16 protein-coding genes are annotated in these 19,936 nt (G+C 60.2%); 6 read left to right on the top strand and 10 right to left on the bottom strand.

What is annotated here, in order from left to right:
• The first annotated feature begins 63 nt into the window (after window positions 1-63).
• Window positions 64-810: an SDR family oxidoreductase gene (locus tag E1573_RS02125; RefSeq protein ID WP_133210169.1), complete on the top strand. Its 747-nt coding sequence runs from the start codon at window positions 64-66 to the stop codon at window positions 808-810.
• A gap of 15 nt (window positions 811-825) precedes the next feature.
• Here E1573_RS02125 and mapR read toward each other — a convergent pair whose 3' ends face one another.
• Window positions 826-2,235 carry a GntR family transcriptional regulator MpaR gene (mapR, locus tag E1573_RS02120; RefSeq protein WP_133210167.1) on the bottom strand — a complete coding sequence of 470 codons (1,410 nt, stop codon included), beginning with the start codon at window positions 2,233-2,235 and terminating at the stop codon, window positions 826-828.
• Window positions 2,236-2,275: 40 nt separating this feature from the next.
• On the bottom strand, window positions 2,276-3,688 hold the full coding sequence (gene ccoG / locus E1573_RS02115; RefSeq protein ID WP_133210165.1) for a cytochrome c oxidase accessory protein CcoG: 1,413 nt from the start codon (window positions 3,686-3,688) through the stop codon (window positions 2,276-2,278).
• 274 nt (window positions 3,689-3,962) lie between these two features.
• On the opposite strand from ccoG, the gene E1573_RS02110 reads away from it, so the two are divergent.
• A complete protein-coding gene (locus tag E1573_RS02110; protein WP_133210163.1) occupies window positions 3,963-4,487 on the top strand; it encodes an MgtC/SapB family protein in 525 nt (174 codons plus the stop codon).
• A 537-nt stretch (window positions 4,488-5,024) separates the two neighbouring features.
• Here the strand turns inward: E1573_RS02110 and E1573_RS02105 are convergent.
• From E1573_RS02105 to E1573_RS02095, 3 genes are all read right to left on the bottom strand, one after another.
• Window positions 5,025-5,924, bottom strand: a complete 900-nt coding sequence (locus E1573_RS02105) for a hydroxymethylglutaryl-CoA lyase (protein ID WP_133210161.1) — start codon at window positions 5,922-5,924, stop codon at window positions 5,025-5,027.
• An 18-nt stretch (window positions 5,925-5,942) separates the two neighbouring features.
• On the bottom strand, window positions 5,943-6,344 hold the full coding sequence (locus E1573_RS02100) for a MerR family DNA-binding transcriptional regulator (protein WP_133210159.1): 402 nt from the start codon (window positions 6,342-6,344) through the stop codon (window positions 5,943-5,945).
• A gap of 68 nt (window positions 6,345-6,412) precedes the next feature.
• Window positions 6,413-7,336 (bottom strand): LysR family transcriptional regulator, encoded by a 924-nt coding sequence (locus E1573_RS02095; RefSeq protein WP_133210157.1) that lies wholly within the window; start codon window positions 7,334-7,336, stop codon window positions 6,413-6,415.
• Between the two features lie 138 nt (window positions 7,337-7,474).
• Between E1573_RS02095 and E1573_RS02090 the strand changes: the two genes are divergently transcribed.
• Window positions 7,475-8,704: an acyl-CoA dehydrogenase gene (locus tag E1573_RS02090; RefSeq protein WP_133210155.1), complete on the top strand. Its 1,230-nt coding sequence runs from the start codon at window positions 7,475-7,477 to the stop codon at window positions 8,702-8,704.
• Window positions 8,705-8,805: 101 nt separating this feature from the next.
• On the opposite strand, the gene E1573_RS02085 is transcribed toward E1573_RS02090, so the two are convergent.
• The 3 genes from E1573_RS02085 to xthA all read right to left on the bottom strand — a co-directional run bounded on the left by E1573_RS02085 (window position 8,806) and on the right by xthA (window position 12,285).
• The gene (locus tag E1573_RS02085) at window positions 8,806-9,813 is read right to left on the bottom strand and encodes a TerC family protein (protein ID WP_133210153.1); all 1,008 of its coding nucleotides are present in this window, start codon (window positions 9,811-9,813) and stop codon (window positions 8,806-8,808) included.
• A 166-nt stretch (window positions 9,814-9,979) separates the two neighbouring features.
• Window positions 9,980-11,302, bottom strand: coding sequence for a substrate-binding domain-containing protein (locus tag E1573_RS02080; protein ID WP_133210151.1), 1,323 nt, complete (start codon window positions 11,300-11,302; stop codon window positions 9,980-9,982).
• 170 nt (window positions 11,303-11,472) lie between these two features.
• Window positions 11,473-12,285 (bottom strand): exodeoxyribonuclease III, encoded by an 813-nt coding sequence (xthA, locus tag E1573_RS02075; protein WP_133210149.1) that lies wholly within the window; start codon window positions 12,283-12,285, stop codon window positions 11,473-11,475.
• Between the two features lie 161 nt (window positions 12,286-12,446).
• On the opposite strand from xthA, the gene E1573_RS02070 reads away from it, so the two are divergent.
• The 3 genes from E1573_RS02070 to E1573_RS02060 are packed head-to-tail and all read left to right on the top strand — an operon-like array spanning window position 12,447 to window position 18,577.
• Window positions 12,447-13,106 (top strand): N-acetyltransferase, encoded by a 660-nt coding sequence (locus tag E1573_RS02070; RefSeq protein WP_133210147.1) that lies wholly within the window; start codon window positions 12,447-12,449, stop codon window positions 13,104-13,106.
• A 57-nt stretch (window positions 13,107-13,163) separates the two neighbouring features.
• The gene (locus E1573_RS02065) at window positions 13,164-14,906 is read left to right on the top strand and encodes an autotransporter assembly complex family protein (RefSeq protein WP_133210145.1); all 1,743 of its coding nucleotides are present in this window, start codon (window positions 13,164-13,166) and stop codon (window positions 14,904-14,906) included.
• A complete protein-coding gene (locus E1573_RS02060; protein WP_177494557.1) occupies window positions 14,903-18,577 on the top strand; it encodes a translocation/assembly module TamB domain-containing protein in 3,675 nt (1,224 codons plus the stop codon). Before E1573_RS02065 ends, E1573_RS02060 begins: the two co-directional genes overlap by 4 nt.
• Before the next feature lie 6 nt (window positions 18,578-18,583).
• Here E1573_RS02060 and E1573_RS02055 read toward each other — a convergent pair whose 3' ends face one another.
• Complete coding sequence (locus E1573_RS02055; RefSeq protein ID WP_133210270.1) at window positions 18,584-19,132, bottom strand: DUF2589 domain-containing protein; 549 nt, start codon at window positions 19,130-19,132, stop codon at window positions 18,584-18,586.
• Window positions 19,133-19,243: 111 nt separating this feature from the next.
• Entirely contained in the window at window positions 19,244-19,882 is a 639-nt protein-coding gene (locus tag E1573_RS02050) for a DUF2589 domain-containing protein (protein WP_133210143.1), read from the bottom strand.
• Window positions 19,883-19,936 lie beyond the last annotated feature (54 nt).

The raw sequence follows: 19,936 nt of genomic DNA, 5'->3' as shown, positions 1-19,936 counted from the left end.
TCACGCCCGGCCCGCTGTGGGTTAGCCTTGAGACGCAAACGCTATTGGGGGCAAGGAGTATCCATGGACAAAGTCATCGTGATCACTGGCGCCAGCCGTGGTATTGGCGCTGCGACCGCGCGCTTGGCGGCCCGCGAAGGGTACCGCATCTGCATTAACTACCTGAGCGACGACGAGGCCGCCCAGCGCGTGCTGGCCGAGGTGCGCGAACTGGGTGCCGAGGCTATTACCGTCAAGGCCGATGTCAGCGTCGAAGATGAGATCATTCACTTGTTTCAGCGAGTCGATGCCGAGCTTGGGCCGGTGACCGCATTGGTCAATAACGCCGGGACCATTGGCCAGAAAAGTCAGCTGGAGCACATGTCCGAGTTTCGCTTGCTCAAGCTGATGAAAACCAACGTGGTCGGGCCGATGCTGTGTAGCAAGCATGCCGTGCAACGGATGTCGACGCGCCAGGGTGGGCAGGGCGGCAGCATCGTCAACGTGTCCTCGGTAGCCGCCCGCCTGGGTTCACCCAATGAGTATGTCGACTATGCGGCCTCCAAGGGGGCGCTGGACACCTTCACTGTGGGTTTGGCCAAGGAAGTCGCTAACGATGGCATCCGCGTCAATGCCGTACGCCCCGGTTACATCTTCACCGACTTTCATGCCCTGAGCGGCGACCCTGAGCGTGTCAGCAAGCTGGAGCCAGGGATTCCCATGGGCCGTGGCGGGCAGGCCGAGGAGGTGGCCGAAGCGATTATCTGGTTGTTGTCCGATAAGGCTTCGTATTCCACCGGCAGTTTCATTGACTTGGGCGGCGGACGCTAGGCGGCTGACGCGCACTCAGAACGAGCGCACGATCCTGCCCAGGGTCTCCATGGCCTTTTCCGATTGTTCGGTCCAGGGGCTGCCGTAGTTCAGGCGGATGCAATTGCGAAAGCGCTGGGTCGGCGAAAAAATCGGCCCAGGGGCAATGCTGATGCCCTGTGCCAGCGCCATCTGGAACAGTTTGAGCGAGTCCATTTGCTCTGGCAGCTCCAGCCACAGGAAGTACCCGCCCGACGGGTGGCTGACCCGGGTCTGAGCAGGAAAGTGCCGGGCAATGGCGGCGAGCATGGCGCTCTGTTGCTCTTCTAGGGCATAGCGCAGCCTGCGCAGGTGGCGATCGTAGCCGCCATGTTGCAAGTAATCGGCAATCGCCGCCTGAGCCGGCATCGAGGCGCACAGCGAGGTCATCAGCTTCAGCCGTTCGATTTTCTGCGCGTAGCGACCGGCAGCTACCCAGCCCACTCGGTAACCCGGCGCCAGGCTTTTGGAGAACGAGCCGCAGTGCATCACCAGGCCATCGGTGTCGAAGGCTTTCGCCGGTTTTGGTGCCTGTTGGGCGTAGTACAGCTCGGCGTACACATCGTCTTCGATCAGCGGCACCTGATGCTCTCGTAGCAGTGCCACCAGTTGTTGTTTCTTCTCCTCCGGCATGCTTGCGCCCACCGGGTTCTGGAAATTGGTCATGCACCAGACAGCCTTGACCGGGTGCTTGGCCAAGGTCTGTGCCAGCACGCCCAGGTCGATGCCTTCGCGCGGGTGCACGGGTATTTCTACGGCTTTGAGCTTGAGACGTTCAAGCACTTGCAGGCAGGCGTAGAAGGCGGGTGCCTCGATAGCCACCAGATCACCCGGTTCGGTCACCGCCTGCAGGCACAGGTTCAGTGCCTCCAGCGCGCCGTTGGTGATCAACAACTCTTCCATGGGCAGCATCAAACCGCCGACCATGTAGCGCAGGGCAATTTGCCGACGTAGTTGCGGGTTGCCCGGCGACAGGTCGGTCACCACCATGCGCGGGTCCATCTCGCGGCTGGCACTGGCCATCGAGCGGGCCAGGCGCGGCAACGGGAACAGGTGAGGGCTGGGAAACGCCGAGCCGAAGGCAACGGTTTGCGGGTCTTTGATTGAATCAAGAATCGAGAACACCAGCTCGCTGACATCAACCTCGGTGGATTCACTCGCTTGCTCGATTATCTGCGGTTCGCTGAACTGCCGTGGTGCGTGGGCATTGACGAAGTAACCCGAGCGCGGCCGTGCGCGGATCAGCCCGCGGCGTTCCAGCAGGTAGTAAGCCTGGAACACCGTGGAGGGGCTGACCCCGTGAGTCTGGCTGGCGTAGCGCACCGACGGCACACGCTGGCCGGGGCTCAGCACCCCGGAGCGGATCAGTTCGGCAATGTCGTCGGCGAATTTTTCGTAGCGTTTCATCATGGCTCGGGACGTTTCGACTGCTGCAAAGTGTATGTGATCAGCGGTTCAAAGGCGCGACAAAACGGCTATGAGCAACACTGGAAATTCCGGGTTGGTCGCTGTCGACGATTTCGAAGCTGATCTCCTGCGAGCTGCTTTGCGGGCGCTCGGCCAGCATGGCGACCGATACCGGTATCTCGCTCATCTCCGAGGCGGCCAGGGTGAACTCGGTCTTGCCGTGCAGTTCGAAGCCCTCGGCGTCGACCAGGCGCAAGCGGTAGTGTTGCGCTTGTTGGGTCTTGTTGATGACCTTGAGGGTGTAGATGTTTTCGATCTGCCCCAGGTTGTTTTCACGGAACAGGCCGCGGTCCTTGATCACGTCCATCGACACCATTGGCCGGTGCTGCAAGGCGATCACCAGCGCACCGATCATCACTACCAGAACGGTGACGTAGCCCAGCAGGCGTGGGCGCAGCCAGTTGGTCTTGCCGCCCTGCAGGTTGTGCTCGGACTTGTAGCCAATCAGGCCGCGGGCATAGCCCATTTTGTCCATGACCGAATCACAGGCATCGATACAGGCTGCGCAGCCAATGCATTCCATCTGCAGGCCATCGCGAATGTCGATGCCGGTCGGGCACACCTGGACGCACATGGTGCAGTCGATGCAGTCGCCCAGGCCCTTGGCCTTGTAGTCGATGTCTTTTTTGCGCGGGCCACGGGACTCGCCACGGGCTGGGTCGTAGCTGATGGCCAGGGTGTCTTTGTCGAACATCACGCTCTGGAAGCGGGCATAAGGGCACATGTGCATGCACACTGCTTCACGCAGCCAGCCGGCATTCATGTAGGTCGCGCCAGTGAAGAACAGGATCCAGAACAGGCTGATGCCACCCAGTTGCAAGGTGAAGAGTTCTTCAGTCAGCGGTCGGATCGGTGTGAAGTAGCCAACAAAGGTCAGGCCGGTGAGCAGGCTGATGGCCAGCCACAGGGTGTGCTTGGCGGAGCGCCGGGCGAGTTTGTTCAGGCTCCAGGGCGCGGCATCGAGCTTGATACGCTGGTTGCGATCACCTTCGGTAACCTTCTCGCACCACATGAAGATCCAGGTCCAGGAGCTCTGTGGGCAGGTGTAACCGCACCATACCCGCCCGGCAAACACGGTAATGGCGAACAGGCCGAAAGCGCAGATGATCAGCAACGCTGACAAGAGAATGAAATCCTGGGGCCAGAAGGTCGCACCGAAGATGTGGAACTTGCTGTCGGCCAGGTCCCACAGCACGGCCTGACGGCCGTTCCAGTTCAACCAGACGGTGCCGAAAAACAGCAGAAACAAGAAGCCCGCACCGCCCAGGCGCAGGTTTCGAAAAAAGCCGGTAAAGCTACGGGTGTGGATTTGTCTGTCGCTGCTGGCGGTCTTCTTCTTGGTGGCGGAAGGCTCGGCAACTTCAACGATCTGGACGGGAATTCTATCGCTCATGGTTCGTCGCTCATCAGGCCTCGATCAGGCCAGAGCACTATGGCTGTCGATCTGTTTGCATAACAGGCTCAGGTATTTCGATAAAAACCATATCAGATTAACGGTCAGACCACTGCAGGCCCCAGTTTACCGAGCTTTGCCCAGCCATTTTGAGCGGCCTGCGACCTTCCACCGCACCTGCTACAGTCGCAGCGTTTGCCTGTCGTCGGCTGATACAGCACGAGTGCCAAGTGGCAGGGTCCATCGAGTAATAGCCCTTTTCAGGAGCACGGCGATGGACGCGTGGTGGCATCAAGCCTGGATGACCCTGCTGGCTGAGTTCGCTGACATCAATGATGCCAAGCAACTGACCCAGGTGACGGTGCGCATGCTCATGGCTGCGCTGCTCGGTGGCATTCTGGGATTCGAGCGGGAACTCAAGGGCAAAGCTGCGGGTGTACGTACGCACATGCTGGTGGCGATGGGCGCGGCGCTGTTTGTGTTAGTGCCGCGCATGGCCGGGGTCGACGATGCGGCACTGAGTCGGGTGGTGCAGGGCGTTGTCGCCGGTATCGGTTTTCTTGGCGCCGGCACCATTCTCAAGGGCCACCATCAGCAACTTGACCATGTCAAAGGCCTGACCACGGCGGCGGGAATGTGGATGACGGCGGCCATTGGTGTGGCGGCGGGGATGGGCCGCGAAGCGACCGCAGTGATCAGCACCCTGTTGGCCCTGCTGGTGCTGGGCGTGATGCCGTGGGTGGTAAACCGGTTCGAGAAAGACGATGGAGATGAAAAGCAGGAGGGCGGGAAGCACTGAGGGGAGCCGAAGCTCCCCTCAAAGATTGTTGCGTGCTCTTTTTTGTTATTGGAGGGCGGCCTATTGTTGTTTTTGGCGACCGTTGCCTCTTGTTTCTGGCGATCCCCATCCGGGATCAAGAGCAAACGTATTTTTTTGAGCGCTGATCTACTCTCATCATTACTGATCCAACCGTGACTGGCGCTACCTTGGGGTAGTTTTATTGTTCTGTGTCAGGTTGCGAGGGCGAACCCCGGAAAAGCACATCTTCTCCAAAAAAATCTGTTAGCTGCGTCTCTGCCGTGTTGTTTTTGTTATGTCAGAGTCGTCTCGTATTGTTTTTATTGTGTGTCGCACTTTTTATTGTTCTTGTACTAAAGATATAGCAGATGCCGTGCCAACTTTTTAAAACCTAATGAAATCAATGGTTTAGGTTTTTTTGGCAGGAAAAGGGGGCGGGGAATTCTGTCGATTTGTTTCCGTGTTACCCGGTTTTTTTCTGTAAACCGTGGGGGCGGTAACACTCAGGCACCCAGCCTGCTGTTACCGCCCACAGTATCAAGCTGCGCTACGGGCGCGCGCCACGCGTGAACCGGTAGCCCGGCCCAGTACCGCGCTGATGCGCTGGCCGGCGTGAATCAACTGCTCAAGGTTGATCCCGGTCTCGATGCCCAGGCCTTGCAGCATGTACAGCACGTCTTCACTGGCGACATTACCGCTGGCACCTTTGGCATACGGGCAGCCGCCCAGGCCTGCGACCGAGCTGTCGAAGACGTTGATACCCTCAAGCAAGCTGGCATAGACGTTGGCCAGAGCCTGGCCGTAGGTATCGTGGAAGTGACCGGCCAGTTGTGCGCGTGGCACATAGGCTGACACCACCTCGAACAGACGGCGGGTAGCGCCTGGGGTGCCGGTACCAATGGTGTCGCCCAGCGATACCTCGTAGCAGCCCATGTCGTGCAGTTCACGCGCCACTGGCGCCACCTGCTCAGCCGCGACCACACCTTCATAAGGGCAGCCGAGCACGCAGGAGACATAGCCACGTACTCGCACACCGTGTGCACGGGCAGCTTCCATGATCGGCACGAAGCGCTGCAGGCTCTCGCTGATCGAGCAATTGATGTTGCGCTGGGAGAACGCCTCGGAGGCGGCAGCGAACACCGCCACTTCCTTCACGCCAGCGGCCAGGGCGTCTTCGAAGCCACGCAGGTTCGGTGCCAGGGCCGCATAAGTGACCCCCGCCTTTTGTGTGATGTTGGCAAACACCTCGGCGGAACCGGCCATTTGCGGCACCCACTTGGGCGAAACGAAGCTGCCTACTTCTATATAGGACAGGCCAGCGGCGGTGAGGTCATCGACCAACTGGACCTTGTCAGCCACGCTGATGGGCTGAGCTTCGTTCTGCAGGCCGTCGCGCGGGCCGACTTCGACCAGGCGGGCTGTTTCAGGCAATGACATGGCGCGGTTCCTCAAGGCTCAATGGCTGTTTTTCTGGTTGTTCAAGGTGGCGGCCAGCGCTTGTTCACAGCGCTCCTGGGCGGTGTCCAGCTCCAGTTGCATTTGCTGGATGTCGAGCAGTTGCTGTTCAAGTTGGGCGCGGCGCTCGGTGATCTTCGCCAGCATGCTGTGCAACTGTTTAAGGTTGCCGCTGGACGGGTCGTAGAGCTCGATCAGCTCACGGCACTCGGCCAGCGAGAAGCCGATGCGCTTGCCACGCAGAATCAGCTTCAGGCTGACCTTGTCGCGCGCCGAGTAAATGCGCTCAAGGCCGCGGCGTTCAGGGCTCAGCAAGCCCTGTTCTTCGTAAAAGCGGATGGCGCGAGTGGTGATATCCAGCTCGCGGGACAGGTCAGAAATGCTGTAGGTCTGGCTGCTCATGGTCAGGCTCGGGAAATGGGCATGAGCTAACCTAAAGGCAGGTTGACGTATACGTCAAGTGGCGCAGGCTATGCCTGTGCCTGCTCATCCTGCGCAACCACAGCCTGGGACAATTCAATAATCTGCTCGCGCATCCAGCGGTTGGCCGGATCCTGGTCAGTGCTTTCATGCCAGTACAGGTGGGTTTCCAGCGGTGGCACATCGTTGACCGGCAGGCTCAGGTAGTTGAGTTGATGTCGTCGGGCAAAGCGCTCGGGCACGGTCATGACCATGTCGGTTTGCTGCAGCACTTGAGACGCCATCAAATAGTGCTGTGAACGCAGGGCTATCTTGCGTTGCAGGCCCATCTTGCCCAGAGCCAGGTCGACATAACCCAGGCCGTTGCGGCGGCTGGAAATGTGAATGTGGGTCAGCCCCAGGTAGTCGTCCAGGCTGAGCTTGTCTTTAGCCAGCGGATGGCCCTGGCGCATGGTGCAGACGTAGCGATCCTGCATCAGCTTGACGTGACGCACCTGCGGGTCGGTGTTGAGCGGTGCATCCACGGCAAAATCCAGGCGCCCGGCGGCCAGTTCCTTGGTGGTTTCGCGACGTTTGCAGGGAAAGCTTTCAATCACCACGTTCGGGGCCTGGCGGCGCAGGCGCTGGAACAACGGTGGCAGGATGACCGCTTCGGTGAGGTCGGTCATGCTGATGCGAAACGTCTTGTTGGCTTGCAGCGGGTTGAAGATCCGGCTTTCCTGAACCGACACACGCAACAGCGACAAGGCGTTGCGGACCGGGCCGATGATGTTCTGCGCCATCGGGGTGGGCACCATGCCTTGAGCGGTGCGCACGAACAACGGGTCGTTGAAGGTCTCGCGCAGACGCGCCAGAGCGTTCGACACCGCTGGCTGGGTAATGCCGACGATCTGCCCGGCGCGTGTCAGGTTGGCTTCGGTGTAGATGGCATCGAAGACGATGAACAGATTCAGGTCGACCTTGCTCAGATTCATGGGCGCTGCTCTTGTTGGTGTTATGGGTGGATCATATATTGGTTATGAATGTTTATACAGAATGAAAATAGACTAGGTGGATTATGATCGCTGATCTAGGCTCTTCATCAGATCCCCAATCCTTTGAAGGTGTTGCCCATGGATTTCGCCTATTCACCCAAGGTCCAGGCGTTGCGCGAACGTGTCACGGCGTTCATGGATGCTTATGTCTATCCCGCTGAAGCGGTGTTCGAGCGCCAGGTTGCCGAGGGTGACCGCTGGCAGCCGACCGCGATCATGGAAGAGCTCAAAAACAAGGCCAAGGCTGAAGGCCTGTGGAACCTGTTCTTGCCCGAGTCGGAGCTGGGGGCAGGGCTGACCAACCTGGAGTACGCGCCGCTGGCTGAAATCATGGGCCGTTCGCTGCTCGGCCCTGAGCCGTTCAACTGCTCAGCTCCGGACACCGGCAACATGGAAGTGCTGGTGCGCTACGGCAGTGAAGCGCAGAAACGTCAGTGGCTTGAGCCGCTGCTGCGTGGCGAGATTCGCTCGGCCTTTGCCATGACCGAACCCGATGTGGCCTCTTCCGACGCTACCAACATGGCCGCCCGTGCCGTGCGCGAGGGTGACCAGTGGGTGATCAATGGCCGTAAATGGTGGACCTCAGGCGCCTGCGACCCGCGCTGCAAGATCATGATCTTCATGGGCTTGACCAACCCCGACGGCCCACGTCACCAGCAGCACTCGATGATTCTGGTACCTACCGACACCCCTGGGGTGAAAATCGTCCGTCCACTGCCGGTGTTCGGCTACGACGACGCGCCTCATGGCCACGCCGAAGTGCTGTTCGAGAACGTGCGCGTGCCTTACGAGAATGTGTTACTGGGCGAGGGCCGTGGCTTCGAAATCGCGCAGGGGCGGCTGGGGCCAGGGCGCATTCACCACTGCATGCGTTCAATCGGCATGGCGGAACGTGCGCTGGAGTTGATGTGTAAACGTTCGGTGGAACGCACTGCCTTCGGCCGACCGTTGGCGCGCCTGGGTGGTAACGTCGACAAGATTGCCGACTCGCGTATGGAAATCGACATGGCGCGGCTGCTGACCCTCAAGGCGGCCTACATGATGGACACCGTCGGCAACAAAGTGGCACGTAGCGAAATCGCCCAGATCAAGGTGGTAGCGCCGAACGTGGCCTTGAAGGTGATTGACCGGGCGATTCAAATCCACGGTGGCGCCGGGGTCAGTGGTGACTTCCCGTTGGCCTACATGTACGCCATGCAACGTACCCTGCGCCTGGCCGATGGCCCGGATGAAGTGCACCGGGCGGCGATTGGCAAGTATGAGATCGGCAAGTATGTGCCGAAGGAAATGCTGCGCAGCAGCCATTGATCTTTCCCGGTAGGAAGGGGGTTGCTGTGGGGTCGGGCTTGCCCCGCGATTGCGGTTCGTCAGCGAAATCGCATCGCGGGGCAAGCCCGCTCCTACCGGTTTCATTTGGGCTGACTGGAGTTCGCCGGGTGGGGCGGCTGCTCGCGGGTCTTGAACAGTGACAGCAACACACCACCACTGAGCAGACCGACGGTAACGCTCAGCGACAGCAAGGCCGGTACCGAGCCAATCAGGCCGTGATAGAAAATCTTGCCGCCGATAAAAATCAGCACCAGCGCCAGGGCGTACTTGAGGTAGACAAAACGGTGCATCAGCGCCGCGAGCGCGAAGTACAGCGCCCGCAGGCCCAGAATCGCAAAGATGTTCGAGGTGTAAACGATGAACGGGTCCTGGGTGATGGCGAAGATCGCCGGCACACTGTCGACTGCGAACACCAGGTCAGCCAACTCGATCAATACCAGCGCAAGGAACAACGGTGTGGCATACAGTAAGGCTTTGTGCTGCCCGGCCGTTTTGAGGCGCACGAAGAAATGCGGGCCATGGATGTCATCGGTGACACGTAAATGGCGGCGCACAAATTTGAGTACCGGGTTGTTACCCAGGTCCGGGTGCGCTTCCTCGCGGGAAAACAGCATTTTTACCCCGGTGATCAACAGGAAGGCTCCAAATACGTAGAGGATCCAGGCGAACTCCTGAACCAGCGCGCTGCCCACGCCAATCATGATCGCCCGCAATACCACCACCCCGAGGATGCCCCAGAACAGCACGCGGTGCTGGTAGAGGCGGGGGATGGAGAAGTAACTGAAGATCATCGCCATGACGAAGACATTGTCCATGGACAATGACTGTTCGACGAGAAAACCGGTGTAGAACTCCAGGGCCTTTTGCGCGCCTAGCTCAAGCCAGATCCAGCCACCGAACAGTACGCCGACACTGAAATAGCCGGTGTATAGCAGCAGGCTTTCGCGCATTTCGATTTCGTGGGCCTTGCGGTGCAAGACGCCAAGGTCCAGCACCAGCAAAGCCAGGACAATAGTAATGAAGGCCAGCCAGAACCACGTGCTGGTACCCATGAGGTCGTTGCTGAAAAATGCTTGTAGAGCCGCCATGCGCCCCTCCTTGATTGTCGTCGTTGCATGCGCAACAGTGACTCCGACATGGCGGCTTGGCAGCCGTCAGAGGGGCCCGGCGTCACACCTTCAGCCTAGTCGCGTGAAGCGCTGACGCCCAATCGGGGCTGTTACAAATAATTGCGCAGGGCGCTGGAAGGCGCGGTCAGTACACCCAGACTTCAACCCGTCGGTTGCGGATCCGGCCTTCTTCGGCGGTATTGGCGGCCACGGGTAGTTCGTCGCCCAAACCGATCACTTCGCGCAGCGTGACGCCCTGTCTGGCCAATTCCCGGCGCACGGCCATGGCGCGCAAGCGCGAGAACAGGGCAGCGCGTTCGGCATCTTGTTTGGCATCGCCGAAGCCGACCAGCACGGCCCCTTGATCCAGTTTGTGGTGCTGACGCAAGAAGTCGACGACCCGCTGCACATCCCGTAGTGCTTTGCTGTCCAGGTTGGCCTGGCCTTCCTGAAAGCGGAAGTTCACCGACAGGCGCTGAGCATCGCGCACCAGGGTCCGGTAGGACGGCGGCATATCATCGGCGGCTGGCACCTTGATCGCATGCACCTGCTGTCCGACAAAACCCGTGGTCGTGACAATGGCTTGCCCCTTGGCGCTTTGGGCAAACTCCACCAGTGCCTTTGCCCACGGTGTGGCCTGGGTAGGTGAGAGGTAAAAATACAGACGCCGTGACAACGGGTAATCTTCGCTGGCGACCAATGCCGGGGTCGGCAGCATGGGCCGTGAATCACCGTCGGCAATGGCCACAACCTTGGCACCGTGCACCGAGGCCAGGCTGCTGAAACCAATGGCCTGGCGGTCAGTCAGCACTTGTTGGGCCAATTGTTCGCCCGACTCGAAACGCCGTGCGGAGATGGCCAGGGCCTGATCGTTGGCATCGAGCACCAGTGCCTTGAAGGTTTCGAAGGTGCCCGAGCGGTCATCACGGGCGTATAGGTGGATCGGCCCGTTACCCAGACCCAAGGCCTCCCAGGTGGTGATGCGTCCGGCAAAAATCTGCGCCAGTTGCTCGGTGCTCAGTTGTGGCAAAGGATTGTCGGGGTGAACGATGACGGCAACGCCATCCAGGGCAATGACCTGCTCGGCGCTTGCACTATTGAGGTTACCTAAGGCTTTCAGTTCGCTCAGTTCAGTGGCCTTGATTGGCCGCGAGGCTGCGGCCAGATCGGCCTGACCGGCCTTGAGTGCGGTAAAGCCGGTGCTTGAGCCGTGGGCGGCAATGTCGATGCGTACGGCCTGGCCCTGGGCGTTCAGGGCACGGACCTGGGTTTCATTGGCTGTGTCGGTGGTGATGACCGATATTGATCGGGCGCCCTGTGCCTCGAGCATGCCCTTGACCAAGGCCGGCGCCAGTGCTGCGCCGATGGTGTTGGAGCCTTGAATACGCAGCTGTACCGGCGCGCCAGTGGTTGCCCAGGTAACCAGCGGTATGAGGCACAGAAGCAAAAGGCTGAGGTGGCGGACCATGCCGATAGGCACTCTTCAAGCAAAGGATGTGCCGCAGATTAAGACGGTTGCATGACCGCAAGATGACAGTCCGGTAGAAGCGGGCTTGCTGTGGGAGCGGGCTTGCCCCGCGACTGCAGTTTGCCAGCTATAAAGCATCGCGGGGCAAGCCCGCTCCCACCGGATCTGTGTCAGGCCAGTTCCAGCCAGATCGGCGCATGGTCCGACGGCTTTTCCATCGCCCGCAGGTCGTAGTCGACGCCGGCGTCCTTGATCCGTGGCAGCAGTGCCTGCGATGCCATGATCAAGTCAATGCGCAGGCCGCGCTTGGGTTCGTCTTCAAAGCCACGGCTGCGGTAGTCGAACCAACTGAAACGGTCGGCCACCTCAGGGTGCAGGTGACGGAAGCTGTCAACCAGGCCCCAGCTCTTGAGGCGGGCCATCCACTCGCGCTCTTCTGGCAGGAAGCTGCATTTACCGGTCTTGAGCCAACGCTTGGCATTCTCCGGGCCAATGCCAATGTCGCAGTCTTCCGGAGAAATGTTCACGTCGCCCATGACCAGCACAGGTTGGTCATTTTTGAACTGGCTTTCCAGCAAGGCTTGCAGGTCGCTGTAAAAGCGCTGTTTGGCCGGGAATTTGGTGGGGTGGTCGCGGCTTTCCCCTTGAGGGAAGTAGCCGTTCATGATGGTGATCGGCGTGCCGTCGGCATCGGCAAAGGTGCCCCAGATAAAGCGGCGTTGGGCGTCGTCTTCATCGCTGGCAAAGCCTTTGTGCAGGCTCAGTGGCGCTTGGCGCGAGAGCAGGGCGACGCCGTAATGGCCTTTCTGGCCATGAAAGTGCACGTGATAGCCCAGCGCCTGGACCTCTGCCAAGGGGAACTGGTCGTCGCTGACCTTGGTTTCCTGCAAACCGATCACATCCGGCTGGTGCTTTTCGATCAACGCCGCCAACTGATGGGGCCGGGCACGCAGGCCATTGATGTTGAACGAGACGATCTTCATGGCAAACACAGTCCTGATAAAACCTGAAATCCTAGCCGACATCGATGACGGCGGCCAGCGTGGCGCGCCACTGCAGAGGCTGCTAACGTGGACCTCGGGGGAACGTCGGCGTACGGTTCACCTCAAAGGCAATGAATGCCCACTTGTGGAGGTGTGTCAGTATGACTGAATCGACGGCTGCCCCGGCTCAGGTCCGTCTGCTTGATGATGGTTACAGTCGTGAGGCGCGTTCGTTGTTGTATCACGCCTATCGTCATGAACCGACCTTTGCCTTTTTGTTCGAAGCCCAACGCCCTGGCTACGACCAGCGCATCCGGGCCACCGTACGCGAGCTGACCAATCAGCATTTTCTCCAGGAGTTGCCGGCCTTGGGGCTGCTGCTTGAAGATCGCCTGATCGGCATTGCCCTGATTGCACCGCCGCAGCGCCGCCTGGGCATTACCGAAAGTTGGGCCTGGCGCATGCGTATGGTGCTCACCACCGGCTTTCGTTGCACCCGACGCTATCTCGATTATCAAGCCGCCTTGATGGCCTGCTTGCCCGGTGATGCCGTGCACATGTTGCCGTTGCTGGGGATCCATCCGCAGTTTCAGGGCCAGCACTATGGTGAGCAATTGTTGCAGGCAGTGCATGACTGGTGTGCCGAAGACGAGCACTCCCAAGGCGTGGTGCTGGACACCGGAAACGAACACTATCTGGCGTTTTATCAGCGACAGGGCTACCAGGAAATTGGCGAAATTGCTGTAGGGCCTGTTCGCGAGCATGTGTTCTTTCATCCCAACCCTCAGTCATCTCAACGTGCATCGGCTATGCCTGCATAGCAGGCGGGAGAGCCTTGGGCTCCATGACGGCGCCCGGCTCTGGTAGCATCCGCGCCTATGACGTATTCAGGACGATTCACCTGCGGTTTGATTTTATGGGTTGCCAGCGTTGCCGCATTTGCGCAAAGCGAGCTGATCGTAAAAATCAAACCTGCCAACAACGAACTCAAGGCCAATGTCGAGGGCTATATCGGCAACCTTGGTAAACGCGATGAAGAGGCGCTGCTGCGCTTCAGCCGTGGTGCTGTCGAGCAGGCGCATAAGGCCGCTCAGGCGCTGGGTTACTACCAGGCGCAGATTGAAAGCGAGGTCAAACCGCCAGCCAAGGCCGACAAAGCGCCCCGACTGATTCTCACCATCGAGCCTGGCGAGCCGGTGCACTTGCGTGACGTGACGATCCGCATCGAAGGCCCGGCCAGCGAGCTTAAAGCGTTTCGCTTGCCCGACAGTAAAGCGCTACGCACCGGCGAAGTGCTTAACCATGGCCATTACGACGACGCCAAACGACTCATCCAGAACCAGGCGGCACGCTACGGTTTTTTCAGTGGGCGTTTTGTGCGCCAGCGTTTGGCGGTTGATCCCCAGGCCGGTGTGGCCGATATCGAACTGGTGTACGACAGTGGCCCGCGCTATCGCCTGGGCAAGGTTAATTTCGCCGGCGACACGCCGTTCGACGAGACCTTGCTGCAGCGCATGGTCCCGTTCAAAGCCGACACTCCCTACGATTCCGAGCTGATCGCCGAACTCAATAATGCCCTGCAGTCGAGCGGTTACTTCGAAGGCGTACGGGTGGATGCCGCGCCAACGGCCGCGGTAGCGCAAACCATCCCAGTCTCGGTGCAGTTGCAAACCCGTAAACCACGGACCATGGGCTTGGGTTTGGGCTTTTCGACAGACGTCGGCCCGCGCGGCAAGGCTAACTGGACGCGTCATTGGGTTAACCCGCAAGGGCATAGCTATGGCTGGGAAACCGAACTGTCGGCGCCCCGGCAGAACGTCGGCCTGTGGTACGACATTCCCCTCGATCCGCCGCTCACCGACAAGTTTCGCTTTGCCGGTGGCTACCAGAACGAAGAAATTGCTGGCACTGACACCTTGAGTAAGCTGCTCACCGTCGGCCCGGAATGGCACAGTAAGTTGCCCAGTGGTTGGCAACGGGTGCTGTCGCTCAAGTACCAGCGTGAAGAGTATCGCCTCGGGGATGACTCGGGCTTGAGCAACCTGTTGATGCCCGGGGTCAGTTACTCCTACCTGCGCAGCGACAACCGCATCGACCCGCACAATGGATACCGCCTGCAGTTCGATGTGCAGGCCGCCAAAGAAGGGCTGGTGTCAGACACCAATCTGCTGCACGCCAACGTCGTGCTCAAGGGTTTGACTACCCTGGGCCAGAAGCACCGTTTTCTCGGGCGCGTGCAGGTCGGTGGCAGTGCCACCAACGATTATCAGAGCTCGATTCCGCCTTCGCTGCGCTTCTTCGCCGGTGGTGACCAGAGCGTGCGCGGGTACGACTACCAGAGCCTGTCACCGGAGAACTCCGATGGCGACCGGATTGGTGGCCGCTATTTAGTGGCTGGCAGCGTTGAGTACCAGTACGAACTGATTGAGAAGTGGCGAGTGGCAACCTTCGTCGATCAGGGTAATTCATTCAACAATCTGGAGTTTCCCAGCCTCAAGACCGGTGTCGGTATCGGCGTGCGCTGGGTCTCTCCGGTCGGGCCGTTGCGTCTGGATCTGGCCCACGCGCTGGATGACGACGGTGGCATTCGTCTGCACTTCTCCATGGGGCCGGAACTGTGAGTCGCGTGATCAGAAATATCCTGCTCAGCGTGCTGGCTCTGCTGCTGTTGCTGGTGTGTGTAGTGGGGCTGTTGTTGGGGACTCAGGCCGGCAGCCGTTGGACGCTGGGCCTGGTTCCAGGCTTGCAGGTTGAACAGTTCCAGGGGCGCTTGGGCGGACAGTGGCAGGCCGAGCGCGTGCTGTGGGAGCAAGGTGCTGATCGGGTCGAGCTGATCGCGCCGCAGTTGGCCTGGTCAGCAGCCTGTTTGCTGCGCATGACCTCGTGCATCGAACGTCTGCAAGCCGATCAGGTCAACCTTGCCTTCGCGCCAAGTGAGCCCACAGCCGACAGCGGGCCGATACAACTGCCAGCGCTGAAACTGCCGTTGGCGATCGAGCTGGGAGAGGTGCGTGTCGGTCACCTGCGCCTGGATGGCAATGAACAATTGAGTCAGTTGCAACTGGCGGCTCACTGGACAGTGGCGGGTTTGCAAATCGACACCCTGAAGTTGCAGCGCGATGACCTGCACCTGAGCCTGCAAGGCCTGCTTCAACCCGAAGGCGGTTGGCCATTACAGCTAAAGGGGCAGCTTCAGTTGCCCGAAGTCGACGGGCAGGCCTGGCAACTGGCGCTAGCGTTGCAGGGCGAGCTGCAGAACACCCTGAAACTCACGGCAGACAGCAGCGGTTATCTGAATGCCCGGCTCAGTGCAGAGCTGCAAGCGTTGGCCGAGCAGTTGCCCGCGACGCTGCAGATCAGCGCGCAAGCGTTCAAGCCAGCTGCCGACCTGCCTGACACATTACAGTTGAACAATCTTGAGCTCAGCGCCAAGGGCGATCTGCGCAGTGGTTACCAGTTGCTCGGCACTGCGAGCCTGCCTGCCGAACAAGGGCCGGTGGCGTTGAACCTGCAGGGCAAGGTCGATGCCAAGGGCGCCCAGCTAAGTGCGCTGGACCTGAGTGCCAGCGCTGACCAGCGCCTCAAACTCAGCGCCAATGCCGATTGGCAGCAAGGCCTGAGTGCCGACGCGACGGTCGATTGGCTGGATTTCCCGTGGCAACGCCTGTATCCGCTGGAGCAAGCACCCCAGGTGACCTTGCGCCGTTTCAACGGCCAGGTGCAGTACCGCGATGGTCAGTATCAGGGGAACTTCAACGGCGACCTGGATGGCCCGGCGGGGGCGTTCAGCCTGAGCAGCCCGTTCAAGGGCGACCTGCAGCAGATCGCATTGCCACAGTTGGCACTCAATGCCGGGCAAGGCAAGCTTGCCGGTAGCGTCAATGTGCAGTTTGCCGACACCCTGGCCTGGGACGCTGCCCTCGAATTGTCGGCACTCAATCCAGCGTATTGGCTCGCCGAGTTGCCGGGTACCCTGGCTGGCCCGCTGCGTAGCAAAGGGCAGATGAAAAACGGCGAACTCAGCCTTGACGCCAACCTTGACCTCAAGGGCCGCCTGCGTGGTCAACCGGCGGTGCTCAAAGCCATTGCTCAGGGCGCCGGGCAAACCTGGACTCTCGGTACCCTGGACATTCGTCTGGGTGACAACCACATCAACGGTAGCGGCAGTCTGCAGCAGCGCCTGGCCGGGCAGGTGGACCTCAACCTGCCACGCCTCGGTCAGCTCTGGCCGCACCTGCAGGGTCAACTCAAGGGCAAACTGGAGATCGCCGGTACACTGCAGGCGCCACAGGGCACCTTGGCCCTGCAAGGGCAGCAACTGGCCCAAGCCGACAACCGCGTGCAGCGCCTGGCGCTGGATGCCCGGCTCGACAATGCCCAGCGGGCGGTCATCGATCTGCAGGCCGGTGGTATTCGCTTGGGCGACACCGCATTGGGCGTGCTCACCGTCAACGGCCGCGGCGATATCCGCCAGCAACAGGTGGAGCTGGCCCTTGACGGGCCGCAGCTCAAACTCGACCTGGGCCTGGATGGGCAATTGGACAAAGGCAATTGGCGCGGACGCCTGGCCAGCGGTGAGATCCAGGCCGGCGGTCAGGACTGGCGCTTGCAGGCACCGGCCAAGCTCCAGCGGCTGGCCTCCGGGCAACTGGATTTTGGTGCCCATTGTTGGCGCTCCGGGCAAGCCAGCCTGTGTGGTGAAGACCAGCGCCTGGCACCCGAACCGCGCTTGCGCTATCACCTCAAGCAATTCCCACTGCAAAGCCTGGCGCAATGGCTGCCCAAAGACTTCGCCTGGCAGGGCTTGCTCAACGCCGACATCAATCTGGACGTACCCGCCAGCGGGCCGAAGGGCACCATTGTTGTCGATGCCAGTGGCGGGACCCTGCGTGTGCGGGAGAAGGGCCAGTGGCTGGACTTCCCCTACCAGACCTTGCGACTGGAAAGCACCTTGGCGCCACGCCGGATTGATACCCGTCTGAATTTCCGAGGCACCCGCCTGGGCGAGCTGGCCGTGGTCACACGCCTGGACCCGGTCGCCAAGAACAAGCCGCTGAGCGGCGACTTCCGTTTGAGCGGACTCGACCTTGCTATCGCCCGGCCGTTTGCCCCCATAGTCGAACGCCTGAGCGGTCAGCTCAACGGCAGTGGGCATTTGTCTGGCACCTTGTTGTCACCTCAGGTCAACGGCAGTTTGAACTTGAGCGCAGGTGAAGTGGCGGGTGCCGAGTTGCCGGTCAGTGTCAAAGACTTGAACCTGCAGGCGCTGATCGCCGGTGAGCAGGTGCAGGTCAATGGCGCCTGGAAAAGCGGTGAAGCCGGCCAGGGCAGCCTGCGCGGTCACATCGGTTGGGGGCAGAAACTGGCGGTCGAGCTGCAGTTGCAGGGCCAACGCCTGCCGGTGACGGTCGAGCCTTACGCCGACCTTGAAGTGGCGCCGGACCTGAAGATCAGCATGCTGGACGAGCGTTTGGCGGTCACTGGCAAGGTGCTGGTGCCCAAAGGCAAGATCACCGTGCGTGAGCTACCGCCCTCGACGGTCAAAGTGTCTGATGACACGGTGATCATCGGTCATCAGACCGAGGAGGGCAAAGCACCGATGGCGGTGGCCATGGACATCGATGTTGAAGTAGGTCAGGACAAGCTGTCGTTCAGCGGCTTTGGCCTGACCGCCAACCTGCTGGGGCATGTGCACATCGGCGATAACCTCGACACCCGTGGTGAATTGAGGCTGGCCGATGGCCGTTACCGTGCCTACGGGCAGCGCCTGACCATTCGCCGTGCACGTCTGCTGTTCGCCGGGCCTATCGATCAGCCTTACCTGGACATTGAGGCGATTCGCCAGACGGACGATGTGATTGCCGGTATCCGCCTCAGCGGCAGTGCCGAGCAACCGACCACCCAAGTGTTCTCCGAGCCGGCCATGAGCCAGGAGCAAGCGTTGTCGTACCTGGTGCTGGGGCGCCCATTGGGCGCTACAGGCGAAGACAACAATATGCTGGCTGAAGCGGCACTTGGCCTGGGTCTTGCCACCAGTGCCGGGGTCACCGGCAGCCTCGCCTCCAGCCTTGGGATCGACGATTTTCAGTTGGACACTGAAGGCAGTGGCAACGCGACCAGTGTGGTGGCGAGTGGCAATCTGACCGAACGTTTGAGCCTGCGCTATGGCGTGGGGGTATTCGAGCCGGTCAACACCGTGGCCTTGCGCTACAAGCTGAGCAAGAAGGTTTATCTGGAAGCTGCCAGTGGTCTGGCAAGCTCCCTGGATATCTTCTACAAACGCGATTTTTAAGAGGGGTTAAGTGCGCACGGTCGCAGCATCGATAAACTCGTTGCTGTCGTCCGTGGAGAGAGGGTTGGGAGCCTTGAGGGGGGCAGGCAGTGGTCGCGGGTTGATCAGGTTGGTGTACTCCTCGATCAGGCGATTGAGTGCTTCAGGCGGTTGGCATGCCTGGAACTGCATACGGATCTGCACTTCATCGGGGTCACGGCTGTCACCGTTGCGCTTGTTCTGGCCACCGACGGTGACATAGAAGCGCTCGCGCTTGAGGTTACTGTCGTCCTCAGTGGTCTCGGTGTTGTTGATCCGCACCGAGAGATCGACTTGCATGCGTTCCAGCGCCAACCCTCTGGGTGACACCAGGGCGATCAGCGGCACCTGCATAGTGTGTTGTTCTCCCATCGACACCTCAACCATTTTTGCCTTCATCGGTGCACCCAGGGCTTGGGCGTCATAATCGAAGAACTGGTCGAACAGTTGAATGTACTGCTGGGCGATCAGGTTGTTGGTGGCGGCAGCGGCCTCTTGCAGTCCGCGGGTAATGTCGCACAGATCGCTAGCGGTGATGGGGGTGGGTTTCGAGGAGAGATCATCCAAACGCTCGCACTCCTTGTGTGCCTGGCAAGGGGGCCTCTCTTGAGAGAGAGGCCGGATTCATCAGCAGTCAGCGGGTAAAACTCAGGGGGTTGCTACTTTGTCGGGCATTTCCAGGGCCGACACTGGCAGGGCATCAAGGTTTTCAGCGGTGGTATCAGCCAGCACCACAGGCTTGGTTGCTGCCTCAGTGAGGAAGTCGATGACGCGCATCAGGGCTTCCGGTGGATCCTGGCGGCGCACTTTGGTGTTGAAGGCATAGCGTGCGCGGGTATCGGTTTTACGGGTTTGGCTGGACTTGTGGCTGACCTGGCCTTTGACTTGTAGTTTAAACGGTCCCCAGCCCAGCGAAGCGGCAAAGCCTGCTTCACCGGCGGTCTCAGAGCTACTCTCGGCTTGCTGGCTGATGGTCAGCTCGAAGTCGATGTTGCCTTCTTCAATGGCGATGTTGGGGTGGGTGATCGCCGCGAGCAGCGGGATCTGCATCTTTTTCGCAACAGTGCCCTTATAGACGCCGTTTTCATCGGTGATCGTTTCGTCGTAGTCGAACTGAATCGCGACGGCCTTACCGTCCTGGATACAGACGCCCATGAGGAAGTCGGCGTACGACTTGCTCGCCGAAACCTGCGCCTGGATCATTGCTTGCAACGGGCCGGAAATCATCCGGTCCAGTGGCAAAGCGTTCATCACCGAGCCGATCAAGCTGTTATCGATTGTTGCCATGAGAAAACTCCTTGTAGTGGTCGCACATCAGTGTGCGGAGAGTGCCCTGGGTGC

It is taken from the genome of Pseudomonas sp. H9, assembly GCF_004353925.1.
Lineage (GTDB): Bacteria > Pseudomonadota > Gammaproteobacteria > Pseudomonadales > Pseudomonadaceae > Aquipseudomonas.
The sequence above is the reverse complement of the archived record's forward strand: the minus strand, read 5'-3'. Positions and strand labels throughout refer to the sequence as shown.

What these genes read in the sequence shown, in the direction of transcription:
- E1573_RS02125 (WP_133210169.1), top strand. Translation starts at nt 64, where the DNA reads ATGGACAAAGTCATCGTGATCACTGGCGCCAGCCGTGGTATTGGCGCT.
- mapR (WP_133210167.1), bottom strand. Translation starts at nt 2,235, where the DNA reads ATGAAACGCTACGAAAAATTCGCCGACGACATTGCCGAACTGATCCGC.
- ccoG (WP_133210165.1), bottom strand. Translation starts at nt 3,688, where the DNA reads ATGAGCGATAGAATTCCCGTCCAGATCGTTGAAGTTGCCGAGCCTTCC.
- E1573_RS02110 (WP_133210163.1), top strand. Translation starts at nt 3,963, where the DNA reads ATGGACGCGTGGTGGCATCAAGCCTGGATGACCCTGCTGGCTGAGTTC.
- E1573_RS02105 (WP_133210161.1), bottom strand. Translation starts at nt 5,924, where the DNA reads ATGTCATTGCCTGAAACAGCCCGCCTGGTCGAAGTCGGCCCGCGCGAC.
- E1573_RS02100 (WP_133210159.1), bottom strand. Translation starts at nt 6,344, where the DNA reads ATGAGCAGCCAGACCTACAGCATTTCTGACCTGTCCCGCGAGCTGGAT.
- E1573_RS02095 (WP_133210157.1), bottom strand. Translation starts at nt 7,336, where the DNA reads ATGAATCTGAGCAAGGTCGACCTGAATCTGTTCATCGTCTTCGATGCC.
- E1573_RS02090 (WP_133210155.1), top strand. Translation starts at nt 7,475, where the DNA reads ATGGATTTCGCCTATTCACCCAAGGTCCAGGCGTTGCGCGAACGTGTC.
- E1573_RS02085 (WP_133210153.1), bottom strand. Translation starts at nt 9,813, where the DNA reads ATGGCGGCTCTACAAGCATTTTTCAGCAACGACCTCATGGGTACCAGC.
- E1573_RS02080 (WP_133210151.1), bottom strand. Translation starts at nt 11,302, where the DNA reads ATGGTCCGCCACCTCAGCCTTTTGCTTCTGTGCCTCATACCGCTGGTT.
- xthA (WP_133210149.1), bottom strand. Translation starts at nt 12,285, where the DNA reads ATGAAGATCGTCTCGTTCAACATCAATGGCCTGCGTGCCCGGCCCCAT.
- E1573_RS02070 (WP_133210147.1), top strand. Translation starts at nt 12,447, where the DNA reads ATGACTGAATCGACGGCTGCCCCGGCTCAGGTCCGTCTGCTTGATGAT.
- E1573_RS02065 (WP_133210145.1), top strand. Translation starts at nt 13,164, where the DNA reads ATGACGTATTCAGGACGATTCACCTGCGGTTTGATTTTATGGGTTGCC.
- E1573_RS02050 (WP_133210143.1), bottom strand. Translation starts at nt 19,882, where the DNA reads ATGGCAACAATCGATAACAGCTTGATCGGCTCGGTGATGAACGCTTTG.